The organism is Prochlorococcus sp. MIT 0916 (assembly GCF_047305155.1).
Lineage (GTDB): Bacteria > Cyanobacteriota > Cyanobacteriia > PCC-6307 > Cyanobiaceae > Prochlorococcus_B.
Map to the genome: position 1 here is coordinate 1,563,677 of NZ_CP138980.1, position 24,772 is coordinate 1,588,448.

The 24,772-nt window shown below is 33.4% G+C and carries 28 protein-coding genes and 1 tRNA gene; 18 read left to right on the plus strand and 11 right to left on the minus strand.

What is annotated here, in order from left to right; all coding sequences use genetic code 11:
* Nucleotides 1-70 precede the first annotated feature (70 nt).
* Nucleotides 71-577, plus strand: a complete 507-nt coding sequence (locus SIB53_RS08215; RefSeq protein WP_413677745.1) for a josephin — start codon at nt 71-73, stop codon at nt 575-577.
* Between the two features lie 7 nt (nt 578-584).
* Here the strand turns inward: SIB53_RS08215 and SIB53_RS08220 are convergent, their stop codons facing one another.
* Nucleotides 585-1,055 (minus strand): phosphoribosyltransferase, encoded by a 471-nt coding sequence (locus tag SIB53_RS08220; RefSeq protein WP_413677746.1) that lies wholly within the window; start codon nt 1,053-1,055, stop codon nt 585-587.
* A gap of 243 nt (nt 1,056-1,298) precedes the next feature.
* Entirely contained in the window at nt 1,299-1,466 is a 168-nt protein-coding gene (locus SIB53_RS08225; protein ID WP_413677747.1) for a hypothetical protein, read from the minus strand.
* Nucleotides 1,467-1,602: 136 nt separating this feature from the next.
* On the opposite strand from SIB53_RS08225, the gene SIB53_RS08230 reads away from it, so the two are divergent.
* Complete coding sequence (locus tag SIB53_RS08230; RefSeq protein WP_413677748.1) at nt 1,603-1,893, plus strand: hypothetical protein; 291 nt, start codon at nt 1,603-1,605, stop codon at nt 1,891-1,893.
* 1 nt (nt 1,894) lies between these two features.
* Here the strand turns inward: SIB53_RS08230 and SIB53_RS08235 are convergent, their stop codons facing one another.
* Nucleotides 1,895-2,293 (minus strand): DUF2862 domain-containing protein, encoded by a 399-nt coding sequence (locus SIB53_RS08235; RefSeq protein ID WP_413677749.1) that lies wholly within the window; start codon nt 2,291-2,293, stop codon nt 1,895-1,897.
* A 122-nt stretch (nt 2,294-2,415) separates the two neighbouring features.
* The gene (locus SIB53_RS08240; protein WP_413677750.1) at nt 2,416-2,610 is read right to left on the minus strand and encodes a hypothetical protein; all 195 of its coding nucleotides are present in this window, start codon (nt 2,608-2,610) and stop codon (nt 2,416-2,418) included.
* A gap of 154 nt (nt 2,611-2,764) precedes the next feature.
* On the opposite strand from SIB53_RS08240, the gene SIB53_RS08245 reads away from it, so the two are divergent.
* Nucleotides 2,765-2,974, plus strand: a complete 210-nt coding sequence (locus SIB53_RS08245) for a hypothetical protein (RefSeq protein WP_413677751.1) — start codon at nt 2,765-2,767, stop codon at nt 2,972-2,974.
* A gap of 49 nt (nt 2,975-3,023) precedes the next feature.
* Entirely contained in the window at nt 3,024-3,797 is a 774-nt protein-coding gene (locus SIB53_RS08250) for a sulfite exporter TauE/SafE family protein (RefSeq protein WP_413677752.1), read from the plus strand.
* A gap of 22 nt (nt 3,798-3,819) precedes the next feature.
* Here SIB53_RS08250 and SIB53_RS08255 read toward each other — a convergent pair whose 3' ends face one another.
* Complete coding sequence (locus SIB53_RS08255) at nt 3,820-5,007, minus strand: glycosyl transferase (RefSeq protein WP_413677753.1); 1,188 nt, start codon at nt 5,005-5,007, stop codon at nt 3,820-3,822.
* Between the two features lie 71 nt (nt 5,008-5,078).
* On the opposite strand from SIB53_RS08255, the gene SIB53_RS08260 reads away from it, so the two are divergent.
* From SIB53_RS08260 to SIB53_RS08275, 4 genes are all read left to right on the plus strand, one after another.
* Entirely contained in the window at nt 5,079-6,830 is a 1,752-nt protein-coding gene (locus SIB53_RS08260; protein ID WP_413677755.1) for a sugar phosphorylase, read from the plus strand.
* A 4-nt stretch (nt 6,831-6,834) separates the two neighbouring features.
* The gene (locus SIB53_RS08265) at nt 6,835-7,635 is read left to right on the plus strand and encodes an HAD-IIB family hydrolase (protein ID WP_413677756.1); all 801 of its coding nucleotides are present in this window, start codon (nt 6,835-6,837) and stop codon (nt 7,633-7,635) included.
* A complete protein-coding gene (locus tag SIB53_RS08270; RefSeq protein ID WP_413677757.1) occupies nt 7,632-8,630 on the plus strand; it encodes a uridine kinase in 999 nt (332 codons plus the stop codon). The genes SIB53_RS08265 and SIB53_RS08270 overlap by 4 nt, the downstream gene beginning before the upstream one ends.
* Before the next feature lie 136 nt (nt 8,631-8,766).
* Nucleotides 8,767-9,144: a GIY-YIG nuclease family protein gene (locus SIB53_RS08275; RefSeq protein WP_413677758.1), complete on the plus strand. Its 378-nt coding sequence runs from the start codon at nt 8,767-8,769 to the stop codon at nt 9,142-9,144.
* Between the two features lie 279 nt (nt 9,145-9,423).
* Here SIB53_RS08275 and SIB53_RS08280 read toward each other — a convergent pair whose 3' ends face one another.
* Nucleotides 9,424-9,705: a hypothetical protein gene (locus SIB53_RS08280; RefSeq protein WP_413677759.1), complete on the minus strand. Its 282-nt coding sequence runs from the start codon at nt 9,703-9,705 to the stop codon at nt 9,424-9,426.
* Between the two features lie 81 nt (nt 9,706-9,786).
* Here SIB53_RS08280 and SIB53_RS08285 point away from each other — a divergent pair, with 81 nt between their 5' ends.
* Entirely contained in the window at nt 9,787-10,626 is an 840-nt protein-coding gene (locus SIB53_RS08285) for an undecaprenyl-diphosphate phosphatase (RefSeq protein ID WP_413677760.1), read from the plus strand.
* Between the two features lie 238 nt (nt 10,627-10,864).
* Here the strand turns inward: SIB53_RS08285 and SIB53_RS08290 are convergent.
* From SIB53_RS08290 to SIB53_RS08310, 5 genes are all read right to left on the minus strand, one after another.
* A tRNA-Pro gene (locus SIB53_RS08290) sits at nt 10,865-10,938 on the minus strand.
* A 13-nt stretch (nt 10,939-10,951) separates the two neighbouring features.
* Nucleotides 10,952-11,305 carry a hypothetical protein gene (locus SIB53_RS08295; RefSeq protein WP_413677761.1) on the minus strand — a complete coding sequence of 118 codons (354 nt, stop codon included), beginning with the start codon at nt 11,303-11,305 and terminating at the stop codon, nt 10,952-10,954.
* A gap of 206 nt (nt 11,306-11,511) precedes the next feature.
* Nucleotides 11,512-12,261, minus strand: a complete 750-nt coding sequence (msrA, locus tag SIB53_RS08300) for a peptide-methionine (S)-S-oxide reductase MsrA (RefSeq protein WP_413677762.1) — start codon at nt 12,259-12,261, stop codon at nt 11,512-11,514.
* Nucleotides 12,262-12,265: 4 nt separating this feature from the next.
* Nucleotides 12,266-12,511 (minus strand): hypothetical protein, encoded by a 246-nt coding sequence (locus SIB53_RS08305; protein ID WP_413677763.1) that lies wholly within the window; start codon nt 12,509-12,511, stop codon nt 12,266-12,268.
* Nucleotides 12,512-12,601: 90 nt separating this feature from the next.
* Nucleotides 12,602-14,353 (minus strand): ABC transporter ATP-binding protein, encoded by a 1,752-nt coding sequence (locus tag SIB53_RS08310; RefSeq protein ID WP_413677764.1) that lies wholly within the window; start codon nt 14,351-14,353, stop codon nt 12,602-12,604.
* Nucleotides 14,354-14,425: 72 nt separating this feature from the next.
* Between SIB53_RS08310 and SIB53_RS08315 the strand changes: the two genes are divergently transcribed.
* From SIB53_RS08315 to SIB53_RS08355, 9 genes are all read left to right on the plus strand, one after another.
* Nucleotides 14,426-14,737 (plus strand): DUF3288 family protein, encoded by a 312-nt coding sequence (locus tag SIB53_RS08315; protein ID WP_413677765.1) that lies wholly within the window; start codon nt 14,426-14,428, stop codon nt 14,735-14,737.
* A 111-nt stretch (nt 14,738-14,848) separates the two neighbouring features.
* Nucleotides 14,849-15,886 (plus strand): anthranilate phosphoribosyltransferase, encoded by a 1,038-nt coding sequence (gene trpD / locus SIB53_RS08320; protein ID WP_413677766.1) that lies wholly within the window; start codon nt 14,849-14,851, stop codon nt 15,884-15,886.
* Nucleotides 15,887-15,914: 28 nt separating this feature from the next.
* The gene (gene carA / locus SIB53_RS08325; protein ID WP_413677767.1) at nt 15,915-17,069 is read left to right on the plus strand and encodes a glutamine-hydrolyzing carbamoyl-phosphate synthase small subunit; all 1,155 of its coding nucleotides are present in this window, start codon (nt 15,915-15,917) and stop codon (nt 17,067-17,069) included.
* A gap of 51 nt (nt 17,070-17,120) precedes the next feature.
* Entirely contained in the window at nt 17,121-17,486 is a 366-nt protein-coding gene (locus tag SIB53_RS08330) for an STAS domain-containing protein (RefSeq protein ID WP_413679145.1), read from the plus strand.
* Complete coding sequence (locus SIB53_RS08335) at nt 17,483-17,881, plus strand: Mini-ribonuclease 3 (RefSeq protein WP_413677768.1); 399 nt, start codon at nt 17,483-17,485, stop codon at nt 17,879-17,881. The genes SIB53_RS08330 and SIB53_RS08335 overlap by 4 nt, the downstream gene beginning before the upstream one ends.
* Before the next feature lie 17 nt (nt 17,882-17,898).
* Nucleotides 17,899-19,227: a 23S rRNA (guanosine(2251)-2'-O)-methyltransferase RlmB gene (gene rlmB / locus SIB53_RS08340; RefSeq protein ID WP_413677769.1), complete on the plus strand. Its 1,329-nt coding sequence runs from the start codon at nt 17,899-17,901 to the stop codon at nt 19,225-19,227.
* A gap of 226 nt (nt 19,228-19,453) precedes the next feature.
* Complete coding sequence (locus tag SIB53_RS08345; protein ID WP_413677770.1) at nt 19,454-19,684, plus strand: DUF1816 domain-containing protein; 231 nt, start codon at nt 19,454-19,456, stop codon at nt 19,682-19,684.
* Between the two features lie 29 nt (nt 19,685-19,713).
* Nucleotides 19,714-21,174, plus strand: a complete 1,461-nt coding sequence (gatA, locus tag SIB53_RS08350) for an Asp-tRNA(Asn)/Glu-tRNA(Gln) amidotransferase subunit GatA (RefSeq protein WP_413677771.1) — start codon at nt 19,714-19,716, stop codon at nt 21,172-21,174.
* A gap of 70 nt (nt 21,175-21,244) precedes the next feature.
* Entirely contained in the window at nt 21,245-24,763 is a 3,519-nt protein-coding gene (locus SIB53_RS08355) for a DNA polymerase III subunit alpha (RefSeq protein ID WP_413677772.1), read from the plus strand.
* Nucleotides 24,764-24,772: the final 9 nt, after the last annotated feature.

Consider the following 24,772-nt stretch of genomic DNA (forward strand, 5'->3'; position numbering starts at 1 on the left):
TATATATCTTTTTATTAAATTGAACTTTGTTAATTCCTATTTATTGCATAGCATCTATAGAATTTAATTAATGAATAAATCTGTAAATCTATATTTGGCATCAGGTGTAAGTGAAGGAGTTGGTTTTTGGGTTATTGACTTTACAGAAGAGGAGAATATTATTAATTCTTTTGGTAGTAAGTTGCTTGAGTGTTATAGAAAAGAATTATTTGGTCTTGAGGGAGCTATTGAAGTTAAGGAAGCAATTAATAGAACATTAGATATCCTTTGTTTAGATTCGAAATATGATAAATGTAGATTAGATAGTTTCAATACAGGTTATTCTTACGAGATTCCAATTAACCTAATTGAGGATATCTTTGATCTATGGGCATTTAATTATAATAATGAGATTCTATGGAAAAAATATATTGGTTTATTGAACTTAAGAAAAAAAATAAAAAAAGGTAATAACTACATTTATTTAGGATTAAAAGGTGAAACTCATAAATTTGCTACTAAATTAGATAGATTATTGAGTTTTAGGCCAATTAATTCGACATTTAGACTAGATAAATATAATGATTTAATGTGGTGATAATTCCTTAGAGTCTAGATTTATAATATAAATCTCTATCTTTATCAGCTGCATTTATACTCTCCCAAGGGAAAATAATCCATTCATTATCTTTGATATATTTATATGAATGCCACCATGTTGGTTGTTGTTTGCTAACCCATACATGAGTTTCTGAACCCTTTAGACCTTTTATTTTCTCAAGTGTATATCCAGTATCATAAATATCATCAATTATGATCGAATTTTTTTTAGGCTCGTCTAATAATGGCAGCTCAAGTAAATGACTTAATGCGACTGCAAGACATAAACCTCCTCTAGGGAATCCATAAACTCCTTCAAAATGCTTGTTTTTGCATTTCTTGTAAATTGAATATGTGCATTCATCAAATTCTATCCAGCTTAACTTCTTCATTAAAATGTTATAAATATGATTTCTCCACTCTTTAGGTATAACTTTAAAACTTCCTAGATAAACTGTAGTAGCCCATAAAGCCACCTATAGTAAGTATGCCAGCAATTGGAGCCGATAGATTTAATGGCGTAGCCCAATCATGAACCATCAATGAAGCTAACATAAGTAACGATTAATAGATTAAGTCTAAAAATACTACATCTAATATAGTTTTGTTATTTTAGTTCGCAATAATTCACAACTATATAGAATCATTAGTTAATCTTTAAATAATTAAATTTAAAATATGTTTTTTTATTGATATACATATTTTTTATAAATGTTTATTTATGAATCATTTTTATTCTTATTCTCGAAAATATTTGCGACTTGTTCATATATTTTTCCAAATAGCCATGAAATAGCGACAAGACCAATAATTCCTAAAATTATTGTTATTGCTGATATCCCTGCATCATTTGGTCCATAATTTATCGCTGGGTCAAATCCTTCCACGATGAGTTTAATGTGCTTTTTGTATATTAATATTTTTTTGATTAAATTTGTAGAGTTTAACTTTATTGAAATCTGAATATATCAAAATAGGTTTTAGTTTAATTATGTATAATAGCCATTATTTTAAATCATATTTATGAAGTGGGAATACCATGTTGTCCATCTTAATGTAGACGATTCGTCAAGTAAAAGTGAAGAAGCTAGCAATCCAGAGGCGGCAAGCGAAAAACTTAAAGGTTCGCTTAGCCCAGATTTTCTAAAAGATCAATTTCCTGAACAATATCAGGAAGATGAAGGTTCCGAGCATCCTGCTACTCAACTAAGTAAATTTCTAAATAATAAGGGACTTGAAAGATGGGAACTTTCAGAAAAAATTAAAATTGGCAAAATGTTATTTCTTATTATGAAACGACAAGTTTATAAGTAGTTTAGAATATATCTTTTAGAGTAAATATAAACCATTTAGTTAGATTTATTGGATTTGCTATTGTTTTAATACTCCTGTTCCCATTAATCTTGTAATATACTCTATATTTTTCTAGTATAATATCATTATTCTTTGAAGTATTTGATTCATTAGTATCATTTATCCTATAATCTTTCTTTGTTTTTTGATTTAATTCAGTTTGGAAGATCCATATTTTTTTATTATTTTCAGTCATTAATACATATCCAATACCCATTCCATCTGTCATTTTATAATCTACAATTACACCATTTATTGATTGAGGTAAGTCATCCAGTAATTTGTTTGGCAGTAGATTTTCTATTTTCGACTTATCTACCTTTATCTTCTCACCAATTGGTATTAGTGGATTTACTTCCATTATGAATAACTTTAGATTTTTTCTAAATTAACATATTTCATGAATCGATGAATTCTCTGTTCATCTCCTAATAATTTCTTATGTGTTGTAAAGCGTATCTTCTTTTTTTTTATTTAATGTTCTTAAAAACCCTTAGTTTCGCTTGTATTTTTCTCTTCGTCCTTATCTTCTCCTACTTCTTTTAAATAATTTACCTTTACATAGTTTATTCCAATTATCGTTAGTCTTACAAAGACAAAAGCCGTAGCTATAAATCCGACTAAGATAAAAGTTGATAAAAGGGCAGATCCTAGGTCTATTTCAGATAATTTGCTCACGTGAATCATCTCTACTAATTTATTTAATCTTTTATAAATCGAATTTTAATTAAAACTCAATTTATAAATATATTTTAATTTATATTGGTTACAAGACATCCGTAGAAAAATTTTTCAAATGGATGCATAACTGAATTAGGAATATAAATTGAAAATGAATCAAACTCAATTTAAAATCCCACTTTCAAGCTTAAGGCCTTACACAGTTCATTATAGAAATTGTGATAATCAACGTCTTGAGAATTGCTTTTATGCATCTGATGCATATGAGGCGAGATTACTTGCAATGGAATTTAATCGATATATTCATGAGCATCCAAATTGTATTGATCTAATAAGAAGGGAAATGATTAAGAATATCTAATTACCACAGCAGATATCGTTTTTGTATAAATTTTATCATTTAGAATTTTATGTTAAATAATGATATTTTTTCTCTAATATTTTTGGGATTTATATCATATTTATCTAATTTCATTTCTGCTTTATCTGGTGGTGGCGCAGGCTTAATACAGCTTCCAGCTCTCTTGTTTTTTGGCTTGCCTTTCTCAAAAGCTTTGGCAACTCATAAAGTTGCTAGTGTTGCTCTAGGTTTCGGGGCTTCAATCCCACACTTAAAGAAAAATAGCTTACAAATAAAATACATTTTTTTGATATTAATTTCGGGGATACCTGGTGTTTTATTAGGAGCCTATACTTCCTTCATTTTACCTAATAAATTTTCTACTACTTTATTAGGTTTTTTGACGTTGTTTCTTAGCTTTTATTCATTTAAGCAAAAAAAACTTGGCAGTTCAAATCAAAAAATTATAATTAATGAGTTAAGGATTTTAATCGGCTCTTTTGGTCTCTTTATAATAGGTTTCTTCAATGGCTATCTTTCTTCCGGTACTGGATTATTTGTTACGATTTGGTTGATAAAAATATTTGATTTATCTTTTTCTTTGGCGGTTGCTTATACCTTGATTTTTGTTGGAATTTTTTGGAACGGTATTGGTGCACTTTCTTTAGGCTTGACGGGAAATATTATTTGGAGCTATATACCTATATTGATTGTAGGTTCACTTCTAGGTGGATATTTTGGAGCTTATTTTTCAATAATTAAAGGGTCCAAATTCATTAAAGTTGTTTTTGAATTAGTTTCTTTTTCTGTTGGAATTTCATTACTAATTAAAGCTTTATTATGAGTATTAATTTGTGATTAGTTTTCTATACGCATCCAGCTTTTTCTAAATCATCTTGCAATTTACTTTCACAGTCTAAAACCCTTGCCCAGCATGGTAATTGCTGCTTCACAGGTGACTCCAAGAATTTATTTATTGCTGGTCTTAATAGTTTTCCAAAAGTATGAACTGCTAATTCTTCTTTGTGCCGACTGTAGGGCAATTGATTAACCGATGAATCTAAACTAAATTGTTTAACTCTGTCTTCTCCTGCTCTTCGATATAAAACCTCTAGGTTTGCTAATTGAGAACTTGTAAGTGTTCTTGCTTCATGTTCCATCAATCCTCTTAAAACGCTAGAAAGAATTTCTGTTGACATTTTTTGGAGGCCTTCATTGGCCTTTGAGCCTATTTCTTTGTGCTTGTGATCGAAAATTCCCAGATCCACCTGGGCGATTCTTGATATCCTTACATTTTTATAAACCTCTGAGAGAAGGCCTATTTCTAAGCCCCAGTCACATGGGATTCTTAAATTCATTGCCAAGTCTGTAGTAAAAGCAAATTCTCCAGCCAGTGGATATCTGAAAGACTCTAAATATTTTAGGAATGGTGCATTCCCAATCAATTGTTCCAAGCTTGATAGAAGTGGACCTACAAATAATCTTGTAGCTCTACCTTGAAGTGCATTTGTCTCTAGAGATAAACGACTATAAAAAGCTTTTACATAAGAAATCCCGTTTGATTTTTCCAGTAAAGGTCCCAACATTCTTGCTGGATAATTAGAGTTGAATGTTCTGATATCAGCATCAAAAAGTGCTACAACTTCAGAGCTTTTGGTTGCAACACCAACTCCTTGCCATACTGCCCATCCTTTTCCTGGGACACCTAATAGATCTAGACCATTTTTCTCTTGGTCTTTTAGCAATTCAATCACAGCTGGACTATTAGTCCATTGAACGTGAACTGGATAGGGCATTTCTTTAAAGAAATCCCTTGCCTTAGCAACCTCGTCTCTATTACTTGCAGATAAGGCTATGACTAGCTGATTTAAATTCTTTAATTCTTTTAAAGTGTTTCTTATTAGTTTCAATGCTGGCCTACTGAACTCATCGAATAGGCATGGAATAAGTATTGATGTGGGCCTTTTTAATAGGTCTTTATTTAATTGAGATACTGGATCTTTTGCTAGTCCGTACTCATGAATAGTTGTGATTAAACCCTGCTGAAAGTCCATTCAAGAAAAAAGTTTTACAGATTCAAGGTGGGAGCTACGATGAGGTAGAGATGATTGTTTCCCTTTAAAGAGTGTCCGAGTTGGATAGTGAATTAGATGAGCTGAGATCGTCTCTCAGAGAAATTTATCCTGAGCACTCTGAACAAGAAATCAATTCAGTGTGGTCACAATTGTTGCAGATTCTCGATCCATTTCGTGTTAAACAGGCCACTCATGAATTAGAAATCGAATCAATTTGGGATTCTTCAAGTGTTGTTTTGATTACTTATCCAGATTCAATTTATAGGAAAGATGAATCAACTTTAAAAACATTAACTGAATTCGTAAAAAATAGATTAAGTGGTCTTTCTTCAGTCATACATGTTTTACCATTTCTTCCTTCTACAAGTGATGGAGGATTCGCTGTTTCTAATCATGAAAAAATTGAAGATGCTTTTGGGAATTGGAATGATTTAAAAGACCTATCAAGTAAGCACAAAATAATGGCAGATCTTGTTTTAAATCATGTCTCTTCTTCTCATCCATGGGTTCATCAATTTATAAAATCAGAGGCTCCTGGTAATTCGTACATAGTTGCTCCTTCTGAGGCTGATATTTGGGAGAAAGTTATAAGGCCTAGAAATTCATCTCTCTTCACCAGCGTTAATACTAATCAAGGCTTTAGGAACGTTTGGACAACATTTGGGCCAGATCAAATTGATGTTGACTGGAAGAATCCACATATTTTTCTTGAGTTCTTGAAACTTTTGGTTAGGTATATATCTAATGGGGCTGACTGGATTCGACTTGACGCAATAGCATTTATTTGGAAGGAGCCATATACTACTTGTTTACATTTAGATCCAGTACATTCGATAGTTAAGCTTTTAAATAAATGCTTAAAGATAATTAAGCCTTCGGCTGTATTAATTACCGAGACTAATGTTCCAGAAAAAGAAAATCTTTCTTATTTGATTGATGGTAATGAAGCCAATCTTGCTTATAACTTTACTCTCCCTCCTTTATTATTAGAAGCTATTTATACCGGTAAAACTGATTTATTGAATAATTGGTTATCAAATTGGTATGAGTTGCCAAGGGATACATCTCTGCTCAACTTCACTTCTTCACATGACGGTATTGGATTGCGAGCATTAGAAGGAATTATGGACGATAATAGAGTCCATAATCTCTTGGTTGAATCAGAGAAACGCGGAGGATTAGTTAGTCATCGTCGGCTGGCAAATGGAGAAGATCAACCTTACGAACTAAATATTAGTTGGTGGAGTGCGATGTCTAATGAAGGTCCTGATAATACCGTATTCCAATTTGAACGTTTTTTGCTAAGTCAGCTTTTTACTTTATCTATAAAAGGTATTCCAGCTTTTTATCTTCCAGCTGTTTTAGCCTCTCCTAATGATCTTGATTCTTTTAGAAAAACAGGACAAAGAAGAGATTTAAATCGAGAAAAATTTGAAGCTAACAAATTACTTGAGGCACTTAAGAACTTTGATTCACCAGCTAGTAAAAATATTTCATACCTCACTCATATAGTTAAAGTCAGGTCAAGACTTAAAGCTTTTCATCCAGAGGCGAGTATGAAATGTATCTCTACAAATATATCTAATTGTGTAATTTTTCAAAGAGGTTTGGCTGAAGAAAGTGTCTATGTTATTTGTAATATGTCTCAAAAATTTCTAAATAGTTCTCAGTTGAATGAACTTAATTCCTTAGAATTAGGTTCTAATAAACGTTTACTTGATAATATTACAGGTTCTTATTTTAATACTAATACTTTCAAGCTTAACCCTTATCAAGTAGTTTGGCTTACATTAGCTGATTAGCCTTATGAAAAATAATTCTAAATATTGGATAGTTACAGATCTCGATGGGACATTAATGGATGAAGATTACAATATTTCTCCTGCTAAAAAAACTTTGAAGATGTTAGCGGAATTGAATATTCCTGTAATACCTTGTACAAGTAAAACTGCTTCTGAAGTTAGATTTTTTAGAAAAGAGAATTCATTGACAGATCCTTTTATTGTAGAAAATGGAGCGGCTATTTATGGGTGTTATGAACAAAATTCTATAGAATGGGAATTGATCTTAGGAAAAAGTTATACGGAATTAAAAATTATATTATTTAATATATCTAATAAAGTAAACTACCACCTAACCCCACTAAATGATTTAAGCAAAAATCAAATATTTGAACTTACTGGTTTATCTGATAAAGCTATAACTAGAGCTTTGGATAGGCACTGGAGTGTTCCTTTCTTAAATCCTCCTGATGATGTTTTTGAAAAAGTAAAGCTTATTTGTGATTTTTATAATGTTCACGTTTTTAAAGGAAATAGAATGAGTCATTTGCTTTCCAGCAAAAGTCATAAAGGTCAAGCTGTTAATAAATTAAAGGTTCATCTACAGAACACTGATGTAAAGATCATTGCACTTGGTGATTCACAAAACGATCTCCCTTTACTTGAATATGCTGATATATCTATAGTTATTCCTGGTAAAAATGGTCCAAATAAGTATTTACAGAATGGTATTGATAACGGTTCTTTTCGATTAGCAAATGCTCCTCATGCTGTGGGGTGGTCAAATAGTGTTGAGGATGTTATTAATGATTTTAAGGATTTATGAAAGTTAAAGATTTTAATTATATTTTTCCTAAGGATATAAGTGCTGATTTCCTTTTTCCTATTGACACTTATCGTTTATTTCTTGAAGGACTGTCTATTAACCCTTCGCCTTTTTATCAAAAATGGTCTGATGTTAATGTGCAATCTATTATTCATAAATATTGGAAACCAAATCAAAAATCAGATTGGAAATGGGCGTTAACATTTCCATTTTTTTCTCTTTTAGAGAATTATTTAAATACTATTAATAAACCAATAATAATAGGTTTTTCAGGGCTTCCTGGATCTGGAAAATCTACTCTTGGATTTTGGATTGATAGTGTAGCTAGAGAACTATCTTTAGATATTAAAGTTATATCTTTGGATGATTTTTATTTGCCTGGCCAAGAAATGGATTTTGTCATGAAGGGTAATCCATGGAATGTTCCAAGAGGTTTTCCAGGTAGTCATTCTTTAGATTTATTGAATCAATCATTAGACAAATTTTTGAAAACAGGTGTTTTAAGCAGTCCTGTTTTTGATAAGTCTTTAAGAGATGGAAAAGGAGATAGATCAGGTTGGTGTGAATTTCAATCCAAAGTTTTAATCTTAGAAGGATGGTTTGTTGGTTGTGCTCCCGTTTTAGATTTATCCAAATTTGATGATTTGGACGAGGACAAATTTAGTTTGTCCTTGAGTAATTCTGAAAAAGATTATCGTACTTTGATTCAAGAATCACTTTTAGAATATAGTGAGATTTGGAAAAAATTTCACAAACTATGGCATCTTAAATCTACTGACTTTGATAATACAATTCTTTGGAAAACTCAACAAGAAAATGAGATGATTAGATTAAAGGGCTCAGGCCTAAAAGGTAATAATTTATCTGATTTTATACGAATGATTCAGACCTCTATCCCACAGCAATCTTTATCTTTTATTAATTCAGATACCACAGTAGAAATCAATCAAAATCGTCGCATTAAAAAACTTAAGACAACTAAATACCATTTTTAATATAATTTAGATATATTAATTATTGCATTTTGTAAGTTTTATTTTTTTTAAAATTAATTTTCTTTTGTTAAAGTTCTATCTTTTAATCTATTTACATACTAAGATCATTAAATATTAATCTTACTTTGCCTATAAAATGGCTTCATATGTCTATTTGATTCAAAACGGCGATTTATTCAATATTGGTTTTACTAATAACCTTGAACGAACAAGAATTGATTTAAGACCTGGTGAATTGGTCGCTTTTTTAATTACCGAAAAACCTGAACCGCTTATTAAAAATCTTAGGAAAACATATATAGATAACAGATTGCCTGGCTCAGATTATTATCGACTTGCTAATTCACAGGTAAAAGAATGTAGGTCTCTTCTAGATGGTGACGGATCTAATAATTACTTTCAACCTTTTCTCAAGGGTCCAAGTTTATTTATATTCTTTATGCTCTCTTGGTTTACACTAACATATATAATTATAGACTTTGCTGTAGATCCTATTCTTAGTAGGTTTAGTTAATACGTACTTTTTTGTTAGATAGATTAAGGATTTATAAAGATTGTTGATTTCAAAAAATTGATTTTCTTGTTAGATTATGTCTATATTAATAGGCTAGGGTATTTTGAATTTATCTAATTTTTTGTTTTTTGTAGCACTACCTTTTGTAGTCTCTGCCGTTTTTTTTGGCACTAAGAATGGGTATTATAATAGCGATGATTATGAAGGAGATGGATGCGCTCATGACGTACAGAGATGATGGTTTTTCATCCAATCTTTAGCTATTCTCGCGAGTTTCTTTTAATTACTTGAATTTTTGATGCATGTCCATTTGCTATCAAATTGCCATACAGGTTTGTAGATATCATTCTCAATTTTTTTTCCGGCTTCCATACACATCCTTTCATTCCCAATTGGAATAGCAAATAATGTTGGACTTGTGATACCACTTACTTGTGGTTTTCCTCCAGGACCTTGTCTATAGCTACCTATTACTAACCAGTAATCTGCTTTAGCCTTTCCTTGTAAACCAGCTAAGGAGGTTAGAACAAGAATTAATGAGAATATAGATTTTTTACCCATGATTTATTTTTGAGCTTATATCTATACTAATTGAAAATTTCAAGAAAATTAGCGAGCTCCTCCTTTTTTTATTTTCAAAATATGTCTGAAGAAATTAGTCCTTATGTATTTATTTACGTTAAATCATTTTTGTTAGGCATTATTCAGGGCTTTACTGAATTTCTTCCAATTAGTAGTACAGCTCATTTAAAAGTTGTGCCTTATTTTTTTGGGTGGAATGACCCTGGTGTCTCTTTTTCCGCTTCTATACAATTAGGAAGCGCAGTTGCTATTATTTATTATTTTCGAAATCCGATTAGTTCAATTATTGATTCATTGTTTACGATATTTAATCATCAAAAAGTCTTTAAAGACGATAATGCAAAACTTTCTATTTATATCTTTGTAGCCAGCATACCAATATGTATTTTGGGTCTTCTTATTAAATTATATTGGCCCAATTACTCCTATTCAAACTTTAGAGGTTTGTTTTCCATAGCTATTACTTCTATTCTTATGGGACTATTATTAGCTCTTTCAGAAATTTATGGTAATAGAAAAAAACTATTTAATGATATTAACCTAAAAGACGTTATTTTGTTAGGCCTTGCCCAATCTCTTGCTGTATTTCCTGGGGTTTCTAGATCAGGTATAACTTTGACCTCAGCTTTGTTTTCGGGTATTGAAAGAAAAACAGCAGCTAGACTTTCTTTTCTAGTTGGTATCCCTGCTATTTCAATTTCAGGACTTGTTGAATTGTTTACTTTATTTAGAACATTATCTGCAATAGATATTCTGCCTATAATTATTGGGATTATATCATCTTTCTTTTCTTCATTATTTGCTATTGACTTGTTTCTTAGGTTCTTAGCCAAGCATAATACTTTTGTTTTTGTGTATTATCGTTTAGCTTTTGGTGTTTTTATATTGTCAGCTTTATAAACATTAGTTTTCTATATTCGCTGGTTTAGTATTTAATTATAATATTGATTTGTTTTTGATGAGGTTTTTACCTAATTCATTCATTGTTTCTTTTGGGGAGATTGATATACCACCTTATCTCTATGCGTTAATTATTTTTATAACTCTCTTCGTTTTTTTAGCAGTTTTGATTAGTACAACTAAATTAATCCAATCTTTAGTAAAAGACTCTGATTAGTAATTCATTTATTTGATTCTATCGGAACGGCGGGATTTGAACCCACGACCCCCACTACCCCAAAGTGGTGCGCTACCAAGCTGCGCTACGTCCCGCTTTTTAAAATTATCACAATGTCTTACTGATAGTTCCAATTTTTATTGATTTCCATTTAATTCTATTTTTAGTCTTTCGATTGATTCGTCTAATGAGTGAATTCCTATTTTCATTAGAATAACCATGAATAGATAGTCTTTTAGCCATTAATCTTAACTCGAATATATTCATCTTTGAGAGTTTTAATTCAGAATCTTTTTCCCAGGCATCTCCTTCATTTGGCAAAATAGCTTTATGTTGTGATCCTTCGATTGAATAAATTAACTCAGCAAAGTATTCTGGAATAATTACAATTATAATTGCAAGAATATTGTATATGTTTATCCGTACTCTTTCTAAATCTTTTTCTAATTTATTATTTTTCATATGTTTTAAAAAAATATATTTCAGGTTAAAAATTATTTTTCTTTAGCTTGGATAAGCCAATTCAGAGTTTAACGCACTATCCATCCATTGAATTGTTTTTTCTTGTTCAATTCTGGGAGATTTGAAGCTAAATACTAAAAAAAATACTAACAACAATGTAGCTAATATAATTAGCAATATAGTTCTGTCTGGTAATTGATCATTCATTATAAATTCGATTCAATAGGTGTATTCTCACCTCTAAGAATACAATGACTTATATCCCAATTATAGTTAGACCAAATTTTTTCCTTGAGTTTAAAGTTTGCTCCACTAAAATCTTTAAAGATTACCTTTGTTGGCATGGCAGAGCAATATGGCCTGCTGCCAGGTTTCGCTAAATACTGTTGATGATAATCTTCTGCAAAATAAAACTTAATATCATTCTTAATCTCTGTAGTGATAACCCCAAAACCATTATTTTGTAGTTCTTTTTGAAAGCTTTCTTTACTTGCTGTTGCTTTACTTAGTTGATCCTTGCTTGTTGTATAAATAGCAGATCTGTATTGGCTTCCACTATCATTCCCTTGACGATTACCTTGTGTTGGATCATGGCATTCCCAGAATAATTTTAGTAAGTCGCTCAGATCAATTTCATTATTATTCCAAACAACTCTTACGACTTCTGTATGACCTGTTAATCCAGAACATACTTCTCTATAGGTTGGGTTTTCCTTTTCACCTCCGGCATATCCCACGGCAGTTGATATAACTCCTGGTAGTCTCCAGAAACCTTTCTCTGCGCCCCAAAAACATCCGCAACCAAAAAGTATTTCTTCCTCATTGTCTTTTAGTTTTGCTGTTAGATCATTTTTTAATATTGTATGCAGCACTTTCTTGTTAGGTTTTTCTGTACGTTTATAAGCATAGAGCTTATCAATTATCATTGTTAAATATTTACTTATCTTTTTAATCATAACTTTAATCTATAGTTTCTATTTTTATATGATTTATTAGTGTAGTAACAAATGCAAATAATAAGAAAGGGAGGCTTAAAACAAGGATTAAACCTACACCTAAAAGAGCAAATATTGGTCTTGATGAGCCCATTAGTGCAAGACCTGCAGCAAGACTTACAAAGATTACACCCATCCATGCAAGGATCTGAATGTAAATATCACCAAATGCAAGGTCGCAAATAAGTTTATATTTTGTTAATGCGCTCATGATTTCATAATTATCCTAATGAACATAATTGTTTTCATAGCTTATATCTAATTTATATCAAATTGATTAAAAAAATTTAATAAGTATTGATTAATCATCAGATTGTAATTGCTCTTTTGCTTTTTCTCTCTCCCACATGCTTTTATACAAACCGTCTTTTTTAATTAAGAATTGATGAGTTCCCTCTTGTACAATTTTTCCCTCATTCATTACTAATATTCGATCACATGCAGCAGCAGCTGATAATTGATGACTAATCATTAATACGGTTTTACTATATTGATTTTTTATTGTTTGAAGTATTGCTGAGGCTGTTTTATTGTCCACACTTGCGAGGGCATCATCAAGAACAATTATTTTTGAATCTACTAATAATGCTCTACTTAGTGCTGTTCGTTGCCTTTGCCCACCACTTAGAGTTATGCCTCTTTCGCCGACAAGTGTTTTCAGACCATCTGGAAAACCTTTTATATCATCTGTCATACGCGCTTCATAGGCTGATTCCTCGACTTTCTCATTGCATGCTTCTGGGTTCCCGTATTTAATATTTTCTGAAAGCGTTTCAGTAAAAAGATATCCCTCTTGAGGCACTAAAGCGATATTGCTTCTCAACTGTTTTAGCTTTATGTCCATCACATCATTGTCATCTAAAAACAATGTTCCTTGATCAATTTTGATCATTCTCCCTAAAGCTCTTGCCAATGTTGTTTTACCGCAACCTACAGGGCCAACTAAGGCAACTATTTCCCCAGGGTTTATTTTAAAGGAAATTTCATCAAGTATTTTCCTAGGAGAATCTTCATACTTTATTGATAGATTTTTTGCCTCTAATTTTCCTGAAATAGGGTTAGATATTTTTACAGTTTTATCTTTATCTTTAATTGTTGGTTCGTGATTTAGTAGCTCTTCTACTCTCTCCAAACTTACTTGACCCAATTGAAAAGTATTAAGTGTAAAACCTAATAAGGCTGTCGGAAACACAAGCCTTTCTACATAAAGAATTAATGCTACTAAGCCTCCAACTGTAAGACTTCCACTACTTAGTCGCCCACTCCCAATTGCAATAAGTAGAAGCAAGGAGATTGAGGATAAACCTTGAAGTAGTGGAAATAAAGTACTTGCAGTTCTAGCAAGATTAATTGCAGCGTCTCTGTATCTAATATTTAATTTGTTAAATGCTTTTTGTTCAGCTTGTTCTTGACCATAAATTTTAATTGCGCTGATGCCAGATAGATCTTCTTGGATTAATTCACTTAATTCTGATAATGCTTGTTGTTGTCGCTTTCTTTGTTTAACCATTCTTCCACCAAATAATCCAACGGTTCCAAGCAAAACTGGATAGACGGATATCGCAAAGAAGGTTAAAAGTGGATCTATTGCTAGCATCGCAGGCAATGTAAATGTGTATGCCAAGAAGGTGTTTGTAAGACTAAGAACAGTAAATCCAAGAAGCCTTCGAATGTTTTCTAAATCACTAGTAGCTCTTGTTATGACTTCGCCTGTACCTATTTTTTGAACCCATCCAGGATCTTGTTCCAGCATTCGTTCAAATAATTTTTGTCTTAGCGAAACTTCAACTTGTCTGCCAACTCCAAATACCAGTTGCCTAGAAATCAACCTTGCTCCTCCCATTATTGTTGCCAAGAGGATTAACCATGTCGACTTATTCAAGACATAAGAAAATGTAAATCCTTCTTTTAGATCATCAACGATATTTCTAACTTCCATTGGAATAGCAACACTTAGAATATTTACAAAAATCAGACATAAAGCACCTAATATCAGCTCCCTCTTGTGTGGTCTCAAATAGTTTTTTATTAGATCTAGTCTTAATGCAGCCATTCTTTTATTAATATGCCCATAACCTAGGCAATATAAGCCCATGGACGTGAGCAAAATCCAATTTAACTATTTATGAACGAGGCTCAAAATCATCCGCTATATACGATAGATCGTGAAAATCTAGATCGTTTATGTGCGATAGATTCCCCAACTTCTAATCATTTTGTTGAATTAGCTAGATTAATAATTCGATATAAAGACTTTGGAGGTGCTGAAGATCTTAACTCTGACATGGAAAAATTATTAAACAAATGGAGCATTAACCGTGACAAATTAGAAGCTATAACAAGAAAACTTTGGTCAGAGGGATTTCGTCCTACAACTCATTCAAGTTCTGATAACGTTGGCTCTGGATTTGATACGTCAGATTCCACTCAAGCTTAATGTTAGGAAATTATTTTTTTATTTAAACAACTTATATAGTTGATATATTAATGATTAAGTTATTAAAAATATTCTGCCTGGAATGCATAACATACAGGCACTTTCTGATAAATGACCCCATTAAATCCTATATCTTTTTCAGTAATTCTTGAATCACTTCTTTCTTCCAATGATTTAACTGAAGAGCAATCTAATTTTTTAATGAACTCATGGCTCGAAAATAAAATTGAGCCAGTTCAAACAGGTGCATTTTTAGCGGCATTTAGAGCAAAGGGGGTTTCTGGTGATGAACTTTCAGCAATGGCAAAAATTCTACAAAATGCCTCCATAACACCATCAGATCTACCAACCTTTGATTTGGTTGATACTTGTGGAACTGGTGGAGATGGCGCTAATACATTTAACATTTCTACTGCAGTTGCTTTTGTTTCAGCTGCTTTAGGAGTGAAAATTGCTAAACATGGAAATCGAAGTGCAAGTGGCAAGGTTGGATCAGCTGATGTATTAGAAGATTTGGGATTACCTTTAAATGTTTCTTCCGAAAAAATTGTTGAAGCTTTAAAAAATTTGGGTATTACATTTCTTTTTGCACCTTCTTGGCATCCTTCACTGGTAAATCTAGCTCCTTTGAGAAAAAGATTAGGCGTTAGAACCATTTTTAATTTGTTGGGTCCATTAGTTAACCCACTTAAACCAAAGTCACAAGTATTAGGAGTAGCTAAGGCTGATTTGCTTGATCCAATATCAATAGCTTTACAAGGGATGGGGCATAAAAGAGCTGTAGTGGTTCATGGCGCAGGTGGCCTTGATGAGGCTTCACTAGCTGGGTCTAATCAATTTCGCTTTTTAGACAAAGATGTTATTAGATCTGAAATCATTAACCCTAGTGATCTTGGACTTTCTGAAATCTCTAATGAAAGTTTGAAAGGTGATGATTTGAAAACCAATTCAAAGATTCTAATCTCTTTACTTAAAGGACAAGGAAATGTATATCACAAAGAAGTCGTAGCATTAAATACTGCTCTTGTTCTATGGGTATCAGGAGCTGAGGATGATTTGTCTTTAGGTGTCAAACGATCATTGGATTGTTTGAATACAGATAAATCGTGGCTACTTTTCAAGCAGTTAAGAGATTTTTTATCTAACTGATTTTTTTAATTTATAAACCGAATTTCTTATGTTTTTTGATACTGATAGCTCTGCAATATTGTTATTAGAGGATGGTACTTATTTTGAAGGATTATCGTTTGGTGCAGTCGGGACTATTACTGGAGAAGTCGTATTTAATACAGGTATGACTGGATATCAAGAGGTTATAACTGATCCAAGTTATTATGGTCAGCTTATTACTTTTACTTATCCAGAAATTGGAAATACGGGAGTCAATTCTGAGGATAATGAATCTTCACATCCTTCAGTTAAAGGTGTAATAGCTCGTCAAGTCTCAAAAATTTCCAGTAACTGGAGACATGAAAGTTCCTTTGAAAAATGGCTTAAGAATGAAAATGTTATTGGAATTTGTGGAATAGATACAAGAGCACTTGTTAGACATTTAAGAGAGACTGGTTCTTTGAATGGAATTATTTCATCAGATACAAAGTCTTCAATAGCTGAATTATTTTCACTTTTACAAAAATCTCCTTCAATGAGTGGTCTGAACCTTGTTAATAAAGTCACAACGCAAAGCTCTTTTAAAGTTAATTCAAGTTGTCCGGTTTTATTTGATAAGAGAATTAAAAATATTGAAACGAATCCATACCAAGTTGTCGCTATAGATTTTGGGATAAAGCAATCGATATTAGATCGATTAGTTGCCCATGGTTGTGAAGTTACTGTCTTACCTGCTAATGCTGAAATATCCGATGTTCTGGCTTTATCCCCTGAAGGTGTTTTCCTTTCTAATGGCCCTGGTGATCCATCCACAGTTGATAGTGGTATTAATCTTGCTAAAAATTTAATTGATTACAAAAGACTACCTATATTTGGAATCTGCTTAGGACATCAGATTCTTGGATTGGCTTTAGGTGGAAAAACTTTTAAACTTTCTTATGGGCATAGAGGATTGAATCATCCATGTGGATTAAATGGAAAAGTTGAAATTACAAGTCAAAATCATGGTTTCGCTTTAAATTCAGAATCTCTAAACTCCGACAAAATAAAAATTACACGATTCAACTTAAATGACCAAACAGTGGCAGCTATTTCAGTAATTGATAAGCCTTTCTTTGGTGTTCAATATCACCCCGAGGCAAGCCCAGGACCACACGATGCTGATCATCATTTTAATCATTTCGTAACCTTAATAGAAGAACGAAGAAGAATCGTGGATTAATTTGGTTTCTATCACTACACTTCCATCATGAAGTCATAGGGGACTAATCCCATAACTGAATTACAAAGACTTACTGTTTCTCTTAGAGGTGGTTTTAACCAGCGAAATGGTTGTTTGGTGATTAATTTCACTGGTCAACTAGATGCCTATTCAGAGAAACAATTCACTACATATATCAATGAAGTTTTAGATTCTAATCAACTATCAGTAGTAATTGATTTAACTAATATTGATTTCATTGATTCTTGCGGCCTAGGTGCCATGGTTCAAACAGCTAAGAAATGTACTCAGTCAAAAAGATCATTTAACGTTGTAGGAAATCCTAGAGTCATTCAAACAATTAAACTTGTACGATTAGAGGAATTCCTTCATTTAGCACCAGATCTGAATACAGCAATTGGTAAATTATCAGCTTGACTGATTGGATTCGCTCTTACAAATCAACCATTTCTCCTGATGGTTTAGGCCCACTGCAATTAGCTTGGTTGGGAGACGCTGTATGGGAAATGCACCAAAGGTTGCGATATTGCAATAGTCCAATGCGTTCTAAAGATCTGCACAAGGCGGTTGTTAATGAGGTCAATGCATTCAGTCAGGCTAAGGCAATCAGTAAAATTGAAGCTTTTTTAACTGATACTGAAAAAGATTTCCTTAGAAAAGGTAGAAACAAAGCAGGAAGAGGTCCTAAAAATGTAGATGCAGCCACATATGCAATTGCTACCGGATTTGAGACTATTGTTGGATGGTTGTTTTTGAAAAATCCAAATCGGCTTGCTGATTTATTTGATCTTCTTGATCGACCCATTAACTAGATAATAGTTCTTATAAAATGAGTTATCGCTTCAATAAAGACACTACGAATTCAAGAAACTCTTCATCTAATAAACGAAGTAGTAATTATTTCCGTGAAGATAATGATTCTAAAAAGTCTAATTTCAATGATCGAAGAAGAGCAAATAATAAAAACAATCGTCTTTCATCTGACCAAGTAAATCAATACTCATCAGATATAGAATCATATCAACGATCAAGAAGTAGTAACCAGACAAATACCAACTATAAGGGGTCTAATCGGTTTGCAAGAAAATCGGCCAACCCTTCCTATAGAAATCAAGACTCTCAGGAAACTAACAATTACAGAGGATCTAATCGATTCGAAAGAAAATCGACCAACTCTTCCTATAGAAATCAAGACTTTCAGGAAACTAACAATTACAGAGGATCTAATCGATTCGAAAGAAAATCGACCAACCCTTCGTACATAAATAAAAATTCTCAGGAAGCTAGAAGATATAGAAGAGAAGAAAGTAAAGAACCTCTTTCATATTCTGAAAGCTTTACCAAAACATTAAGTGATGATCTGATTTGGGGTCGTCATTCAACTGAGGCAGCTCTTCTGGGTGGTAGAGCAATTCATAGAATATGGTGTACCGCTGAATTACGAAGCTCATCAAAGTTTTTTCAACTTCTCAAAGACTCAAAATCTTCAGGAGTCTTGGTTGAAGAAGTTTCTTGGTCAAGGCTTGGCCAGCTTACGAATGGTGCCGTTCATCAAGGAATAGTTTTACAAATTGCCGCATCAAAAACACATGACCTGAAGAATTTAATAGATGCTTGCAAATCTTTTGGTGATTCTTCATTGCTCTTGGCTTTAGATGGCTTAACTGATCCTCAGAATCTTGGAGCAATAATTCGATCTGCCGAAGCCCTTGGAGCTCAAGGCTTAATCCTTCCACAAAGACGAAGTGCAGGTTTAACAGGATCCGTAGCAAAAGTTGCTGCTGGAGCTCTTGAACATCTTCCCGTAGCAAGAGTTGTTAATTTAAATAGATCTTTGGAGAAATTGAAAGATGAAGGTTATACCGTTCTTGGTCTTGCGGAGGAAGGAACATCTACTTTATCTGAGATTAAATTTCAAGGTCCTTTAGTCGTAGTTGTGGGTTCGGAAGATAAAGGAATTTCTCTAATAACTAGAAGGTTGTGTGACCAGTTAGTAAGGATCCCTCTCAAGGGGGTCACTACAAGCCTTAATGCATCAGTAGCTACTTCTATTTTCTTGTATGAAGTGGCCAGATCTAGATGGATGCGCCCAATCTCTGGACAAGACCCTTCTCCTAGATTATTAAAACCTCAGATTTCAACTGAAAATAATAACTAATCTCTATAAATTTAACCTTATAAAGAACCGTATATTTTTTATAGTTTTATTAGGATTTTTAAAACTTCATAGTCAAATTACATTATTAATTAATTCTCCCAGAGCTTTTTATAACATCATTTTTTGACTTCCAATTTATGTTTTATCATCAAGTGAACATAATATTCCTTTTTTATTTGATAAACATCTGGTTAAGAAAGTATAATAAATAAAACGCTTTTTACTTATGGGTCCCATTAGGGCTCTTCGAAGCTTAGGTAATAGTTTTGGCTTGGCCTGGTGGGCCAGGGTAGAGACGATTCAACCTGAGGTTACATATTGGTTTGGTCCATTTCTCACTCGTCGTAGCTTGAAAGTAAGATTAAATGAATTTGTTGAAGATCTTTCTGCAGAGTCACCTCAAAAAATAAACCATAGTTTAATTAGGTGTCGCCGGAACGAGCCTCTTACGTCATAAGCTTACAGATATTTTTTTATAATTTATTAATGACTTTTGCAGACTTGCGCCAGAAATTGAAAAGTGGTGAAGTCTCTTCTAAAGAGCTTGTTCAAGAAAAGATAAATCGCATAAAGCAATTAGATCCAACTCTGAATGCCTTTTTAAGTGTTAATGCTGATCAGGCACTAAGAAATGCTGAACATATAGATAAGCAAATCGCCTCTGGCCAAAGTCTTCCGACTTTGTCAGGAATACCATTAGCTATCAAAGACAATCTTTGTACAAAAGGAATTAAGACAACTTGTGCAAGCAAGATTTTAGACAACTTTGTCCCCCCATACGAGTCAACTGTAACCAATAAGCTTTTGAAAGCAGGAGCAATAATGATTGGCAAGACAAATATGGATGAATTTGCGATGGGGAGCTCTACAGAAACCTCTGCATTTGGTCCTACTTTGAATCCATGGAACATAACAAAAGTCCCAGGGGGCAGCTCTGGTGGTAGTGCAGCTTCAGTTGCTGCCGGATTATGTTATGGATCTCTGGGCTCTGATACAGGTGGGTCAATCCGACAACCTGCTTCTTTTTGTGGCGTTGTTGGCATGAAGCCAACTTATGGTCGGGTAAGTCGATGGGGGCTAATAGCCTTTGCTAGTTCATTAGATCAGGTTGGCCCATTTGCGAATAATGTTTCTGATGCAGCTGAAATCATGCAAGTTATATCAGGCAAAGATGAGTTTGATTCAACTACTGTTGATATTCCTGTTCCCAATTATTTAGAAACCCTCTCTAAGTCAATTAAGGGCATGAAAATAGGTTTAATTGATAACTGCTTTGATCATGAAGGTTTAGCTACTGATGTTAAAGAATCTGTTCTTGGCTCTGCCTCGCTTCTAGAAAACTTAGGTGCAGAAATTGTTAATGTTTCCTGTCCTCGTTTTAATGATGGAATTGCTACCTATTACGTTATTGCCCCATCTGAAGCTTCAGCGAATTTAGCTAGATACGACGGTGTCAAATATGGATTCCGCTCTGAAGATGAACAATCTCTTATAGAAATGACCTCTAAAAGTCGAGCACTTGGTTTTGGAAGTGAAGTTAAACGAAGAATTCTTATAGGAACCTATGCCCTATCCGCTGGTTATGTAGATGCTTACTACAAGAAGGCCCAGCAAGTTCGAACTTTGATACGTAGAGACTTTGAAGATGCTTTTAAAAAAGTTGATGTTTTATTAGCTCCAACAGCACCTACTACTGCTTTCGGTTCTGGGGATAATATTGATAATCCAATGGCGATGTATCTATCGGATTTATTAACGATTCCAGCAAATTTAGCTGGATTGCCTGCAATCAGCCTGCCATGTGGTTTTGATAAAATCGGTTTGCCAATAGGCTTACAGCTAATAGGAAATGTTTTTGAAGAAGGGAAGCTTCTTCAAGTAGCTAATCAATTTGAGAAAGCTGCTGAGGTTTATAAAAATAGGCCAAAAACAGATTTCACGTTATAAAGTTTGAACCACTTCATGTGGAGAATATAATTATCGCTACACTATATGCAGTGTAGCTCCGTCGATATTAATGGCTTTTGTTCCTATCCATAACCATAGTGACTACAGCCTTCTTGATGGAGCCAGTCAACTACCTTTAATGGTTCAAAGGGCAAAGGAATTGGGGATGCCAGCTCTAGCTCTGACTGATCATGGAGTAATGTACGGAGCGATTGAATTATTGAAGTTATGTAAGGCCGCGAATATAAAGCCAATTATTGGGAATGAGATGTACGTTATCAATGGTTCAATTGATGACCCTCAGCCCAAAAAAGAAAAAAGATATCATCTTGTTGTCGTAGCGAAAAACCAAATTGGGTATGAAAATCTCGTAAAGCTGACTACGCTTAGTCATTTAAATGGTGTTAGGGGAAGAGGGATATTTTCAAGACCATGCATTGATAAGTCTTTATTCAAAAAATATAGCGAGGGATTGATTTGTTCAACAGCTTGCTTAGGTGGTGAAATTCCACAAGCGATTTTAAAAGGAAGAAATGACGTTGCTAGAGATGTAGCAGCTTGGTATAAGGAAATTTTGGGTGATGATTTTTATCTTGAAATTCAAGACCATGGATCAATTGAGGATAGAATTGTTAATAGTGAAATAGTCAAAATATCCGAAGAACTTGATATAGATATCATTGCTACCAATGATGCACATTATGTATCAAAGAATGATATTGAAGCACATGATGCATTGATTTGTGTTTTAACTGGAAAATTAATAAGTGATCACAAAAGATTAAGATATACAGGGACTGAATATATTAAATCTGAGGAGGAAATGAGAAGTTTATTTACTGATCATTTAGACAAGCATGTCATAAATAGTGCAATAGAAAATACAGTTAAGCTATCAAACAAAGTTGAAGAATATTCGATATTAGGGACTTATAAGATGCCAGATTTTCCTATACCTGATGGTTATCAACCAATCGAATATCTTAAAGAGATAACTATCAAAGGATTAAAAGAAATTTTAGATATTGCTAAATTTGAAAATTTGCCAATCGCATACAAAGAAAGACTTGATTATGAGTTAAAAGTAATAGAACAAATGGGGTTTCCTACATATTTTCTTGTCGTATGGGATTATATAAGATTTGCAAGAGAGCAAAATATTCCTGTAGGCCCAGGTAGAGGATCAGCAGCTGGCTCTTTAGTCGCTTTTTCTCTTCATATAACTAATATTGACCCAGTAGAAAATGGTTTGTTATTTGAACGATTTCTCAATCCTGAGAGAAAGTCAATGCCTGATATTGACACTGATTTTTGTATTGAAAGGCGAGGCGAAGTTATAGATTATGTAACTAAAAAGTATGGTGAAGATAAAGTTGCACAGATAATTACATTTAACAGAATGACATCTAAGGCTGTTTTGAAAGATGTTGCTCGAGTACTTGATATTCCCTATGGAGATGCAGACCGCTTAGCGAAATTAATTCCAGTAGTAAGGGGTAAGCCTGCTAAATTGTCAGCGATGATTTCAAAAGAATCGCCAAATAAAGAATTCCTTGAAAAATACAATAATGATTCAAAAGTAAAGAAATGGGTTGATATGGCAATGAGGATAGAAGGGACAAATAAGACTTTTGGTGTTCATGCTGCAGGTGTAGTTATATCAGCTAATTCACTTGATAATTTAGTTCCTCTTCAAAGAAACAATGATGGACAAATAATTACTCAATATTTTATGGAGGATATTGAATCACTTGGTCTTTTGAAGATGGACTTTTTAGGACTTAGAAATCTTACAATGATCGAAAAGACAATTAATTTAGTTGAGAAGTCAATTGGTAAGAGATTAGATCCTGATTCTTTGCCTTTTACAGATGAAAAAACATTCGAACTACTTTCTAGGGGTGATTTAGAAGGTATTTTCCAACTTGAATCTAGTGGAATGAGACAAATAGTAAAAGATCTAAAGCCCTCATCTCTTGAGGATATTTCTTCAATTCTTGCTCTTTATCGCCCAGGTCCTCTTGATGCAGGATTGATTCCTAAATTTATAAATAGAAAACATGGAAAGGAGAGTATTGATTTTCAACATCAGTCACTTGAACCCATTTTAAGTGAGACTTATGGAATCATGGTTTATCAAGAGCAGATCATGAAGATCGCACAGGATTTAGCCGGATATTCGCTTGGACAAGCTGATTTATTGAGAAGGGCAATGGGTAAGAAAAAAGTATCCGAAATGCAGCGCCATAGAACGATCTTTGTTGATGGAGCTGTTAAAAATGGCGTCACAGATGTCATCGCCGAACAGTTATTTGATCAAATGGTTTTGTTTGCTGAATATTGCTTTAACAAAAGTCATTCAACTGCTTATGGCGCGGTTACTTATCAGACTGCTTATTTAAAAGCACATTATCCTGTAGCTTATATGGCGGCATTGCTCACAGTTAATGCTGGCTCGACTGACAAGGTTCAAAGATACATATCTAATTGTAATTCAATGGGCATAAACGTAATGCCTCCAAATATCAATACCTCAGGTGTTGATTTTACTCCAAAAAATAATTCAATTCTCTTTGGTTTTTCAGCGGTGAAAAATTTAGGTGATGGTGCAATTAGAAAAATTATTACCTCTAGAGATAAAGATGGCGAATTTACTTCTTTAGCTCAATTCTGTGATCGTATTTCACTTAGTGCCGTCAATCGAAGAGGACTTGAGGCCTTGATACATAGTGGAGCCCTTGATTGTCTTCATGAAAATGCAAATCGCGCTCAGCTTATTGCTGATTTGGATTTAACTATTGAATGGGCTTCCTCTAGAGCAAAAGATAAAGCTAGCGGCCAAGGTAATCTTTTCGATTTTTCTACTTCCACAAATTCTGAATCTTCACAGACTGATGATTATTCATCAGCGCCAAAGGCGAAACAAGTCAACGATTACTTTCCTTCAGACAAACTTAAATTAGAAAAAGAGCATGTTGGCTTCTATCTATCTGATCACCCTTTGAAGCAACTTTCAGAACCTGCAAAATTGATTGCACCGATCAGCCTTGGTTCTTTAGAAGAGCAAAAGGATAAGTCAAAGGTCAGTGTTATTGCAATGATTCCAGAGATGAGAGAAGTTACAACTAGAAAAGGAGACAGGATGGCGATCATTCAACTAGAGGATTTAACTGGTTCTTGTGAGGCGGTTGTCTTTCCAAAAAGTTATGAAAGATTATCTGATCATTTGATGGTTGAGACGAGGTTATTGATATGGGGCAGCGTAGATAGGAGAGATGAAAGTGTTCAATTGCTTATTGATGACTGCCGTGAAATTGATGATTTAAGATTTCTCTTAATTGATCTTCGTCCTGATCAAGCTGCAGATATCAATATTCAGCATAAATTAAGAGAATGCCTTTCTAAAAATAGACCTGCCAGAAATGAATTAGGTGTACGAATCCCAGTAGTAGCCTGTCTAAAGGACAACAATAATACTAGGTATGTACGGTTGGGCGATCAATTTTGCGTAAAGGACACTGACTTGGCTTTGGATTCACTGTCTAAGAATTCCTTCATTGCAAGATCAAGTAAAAGTCTTGTAATTTAAATTTTATTT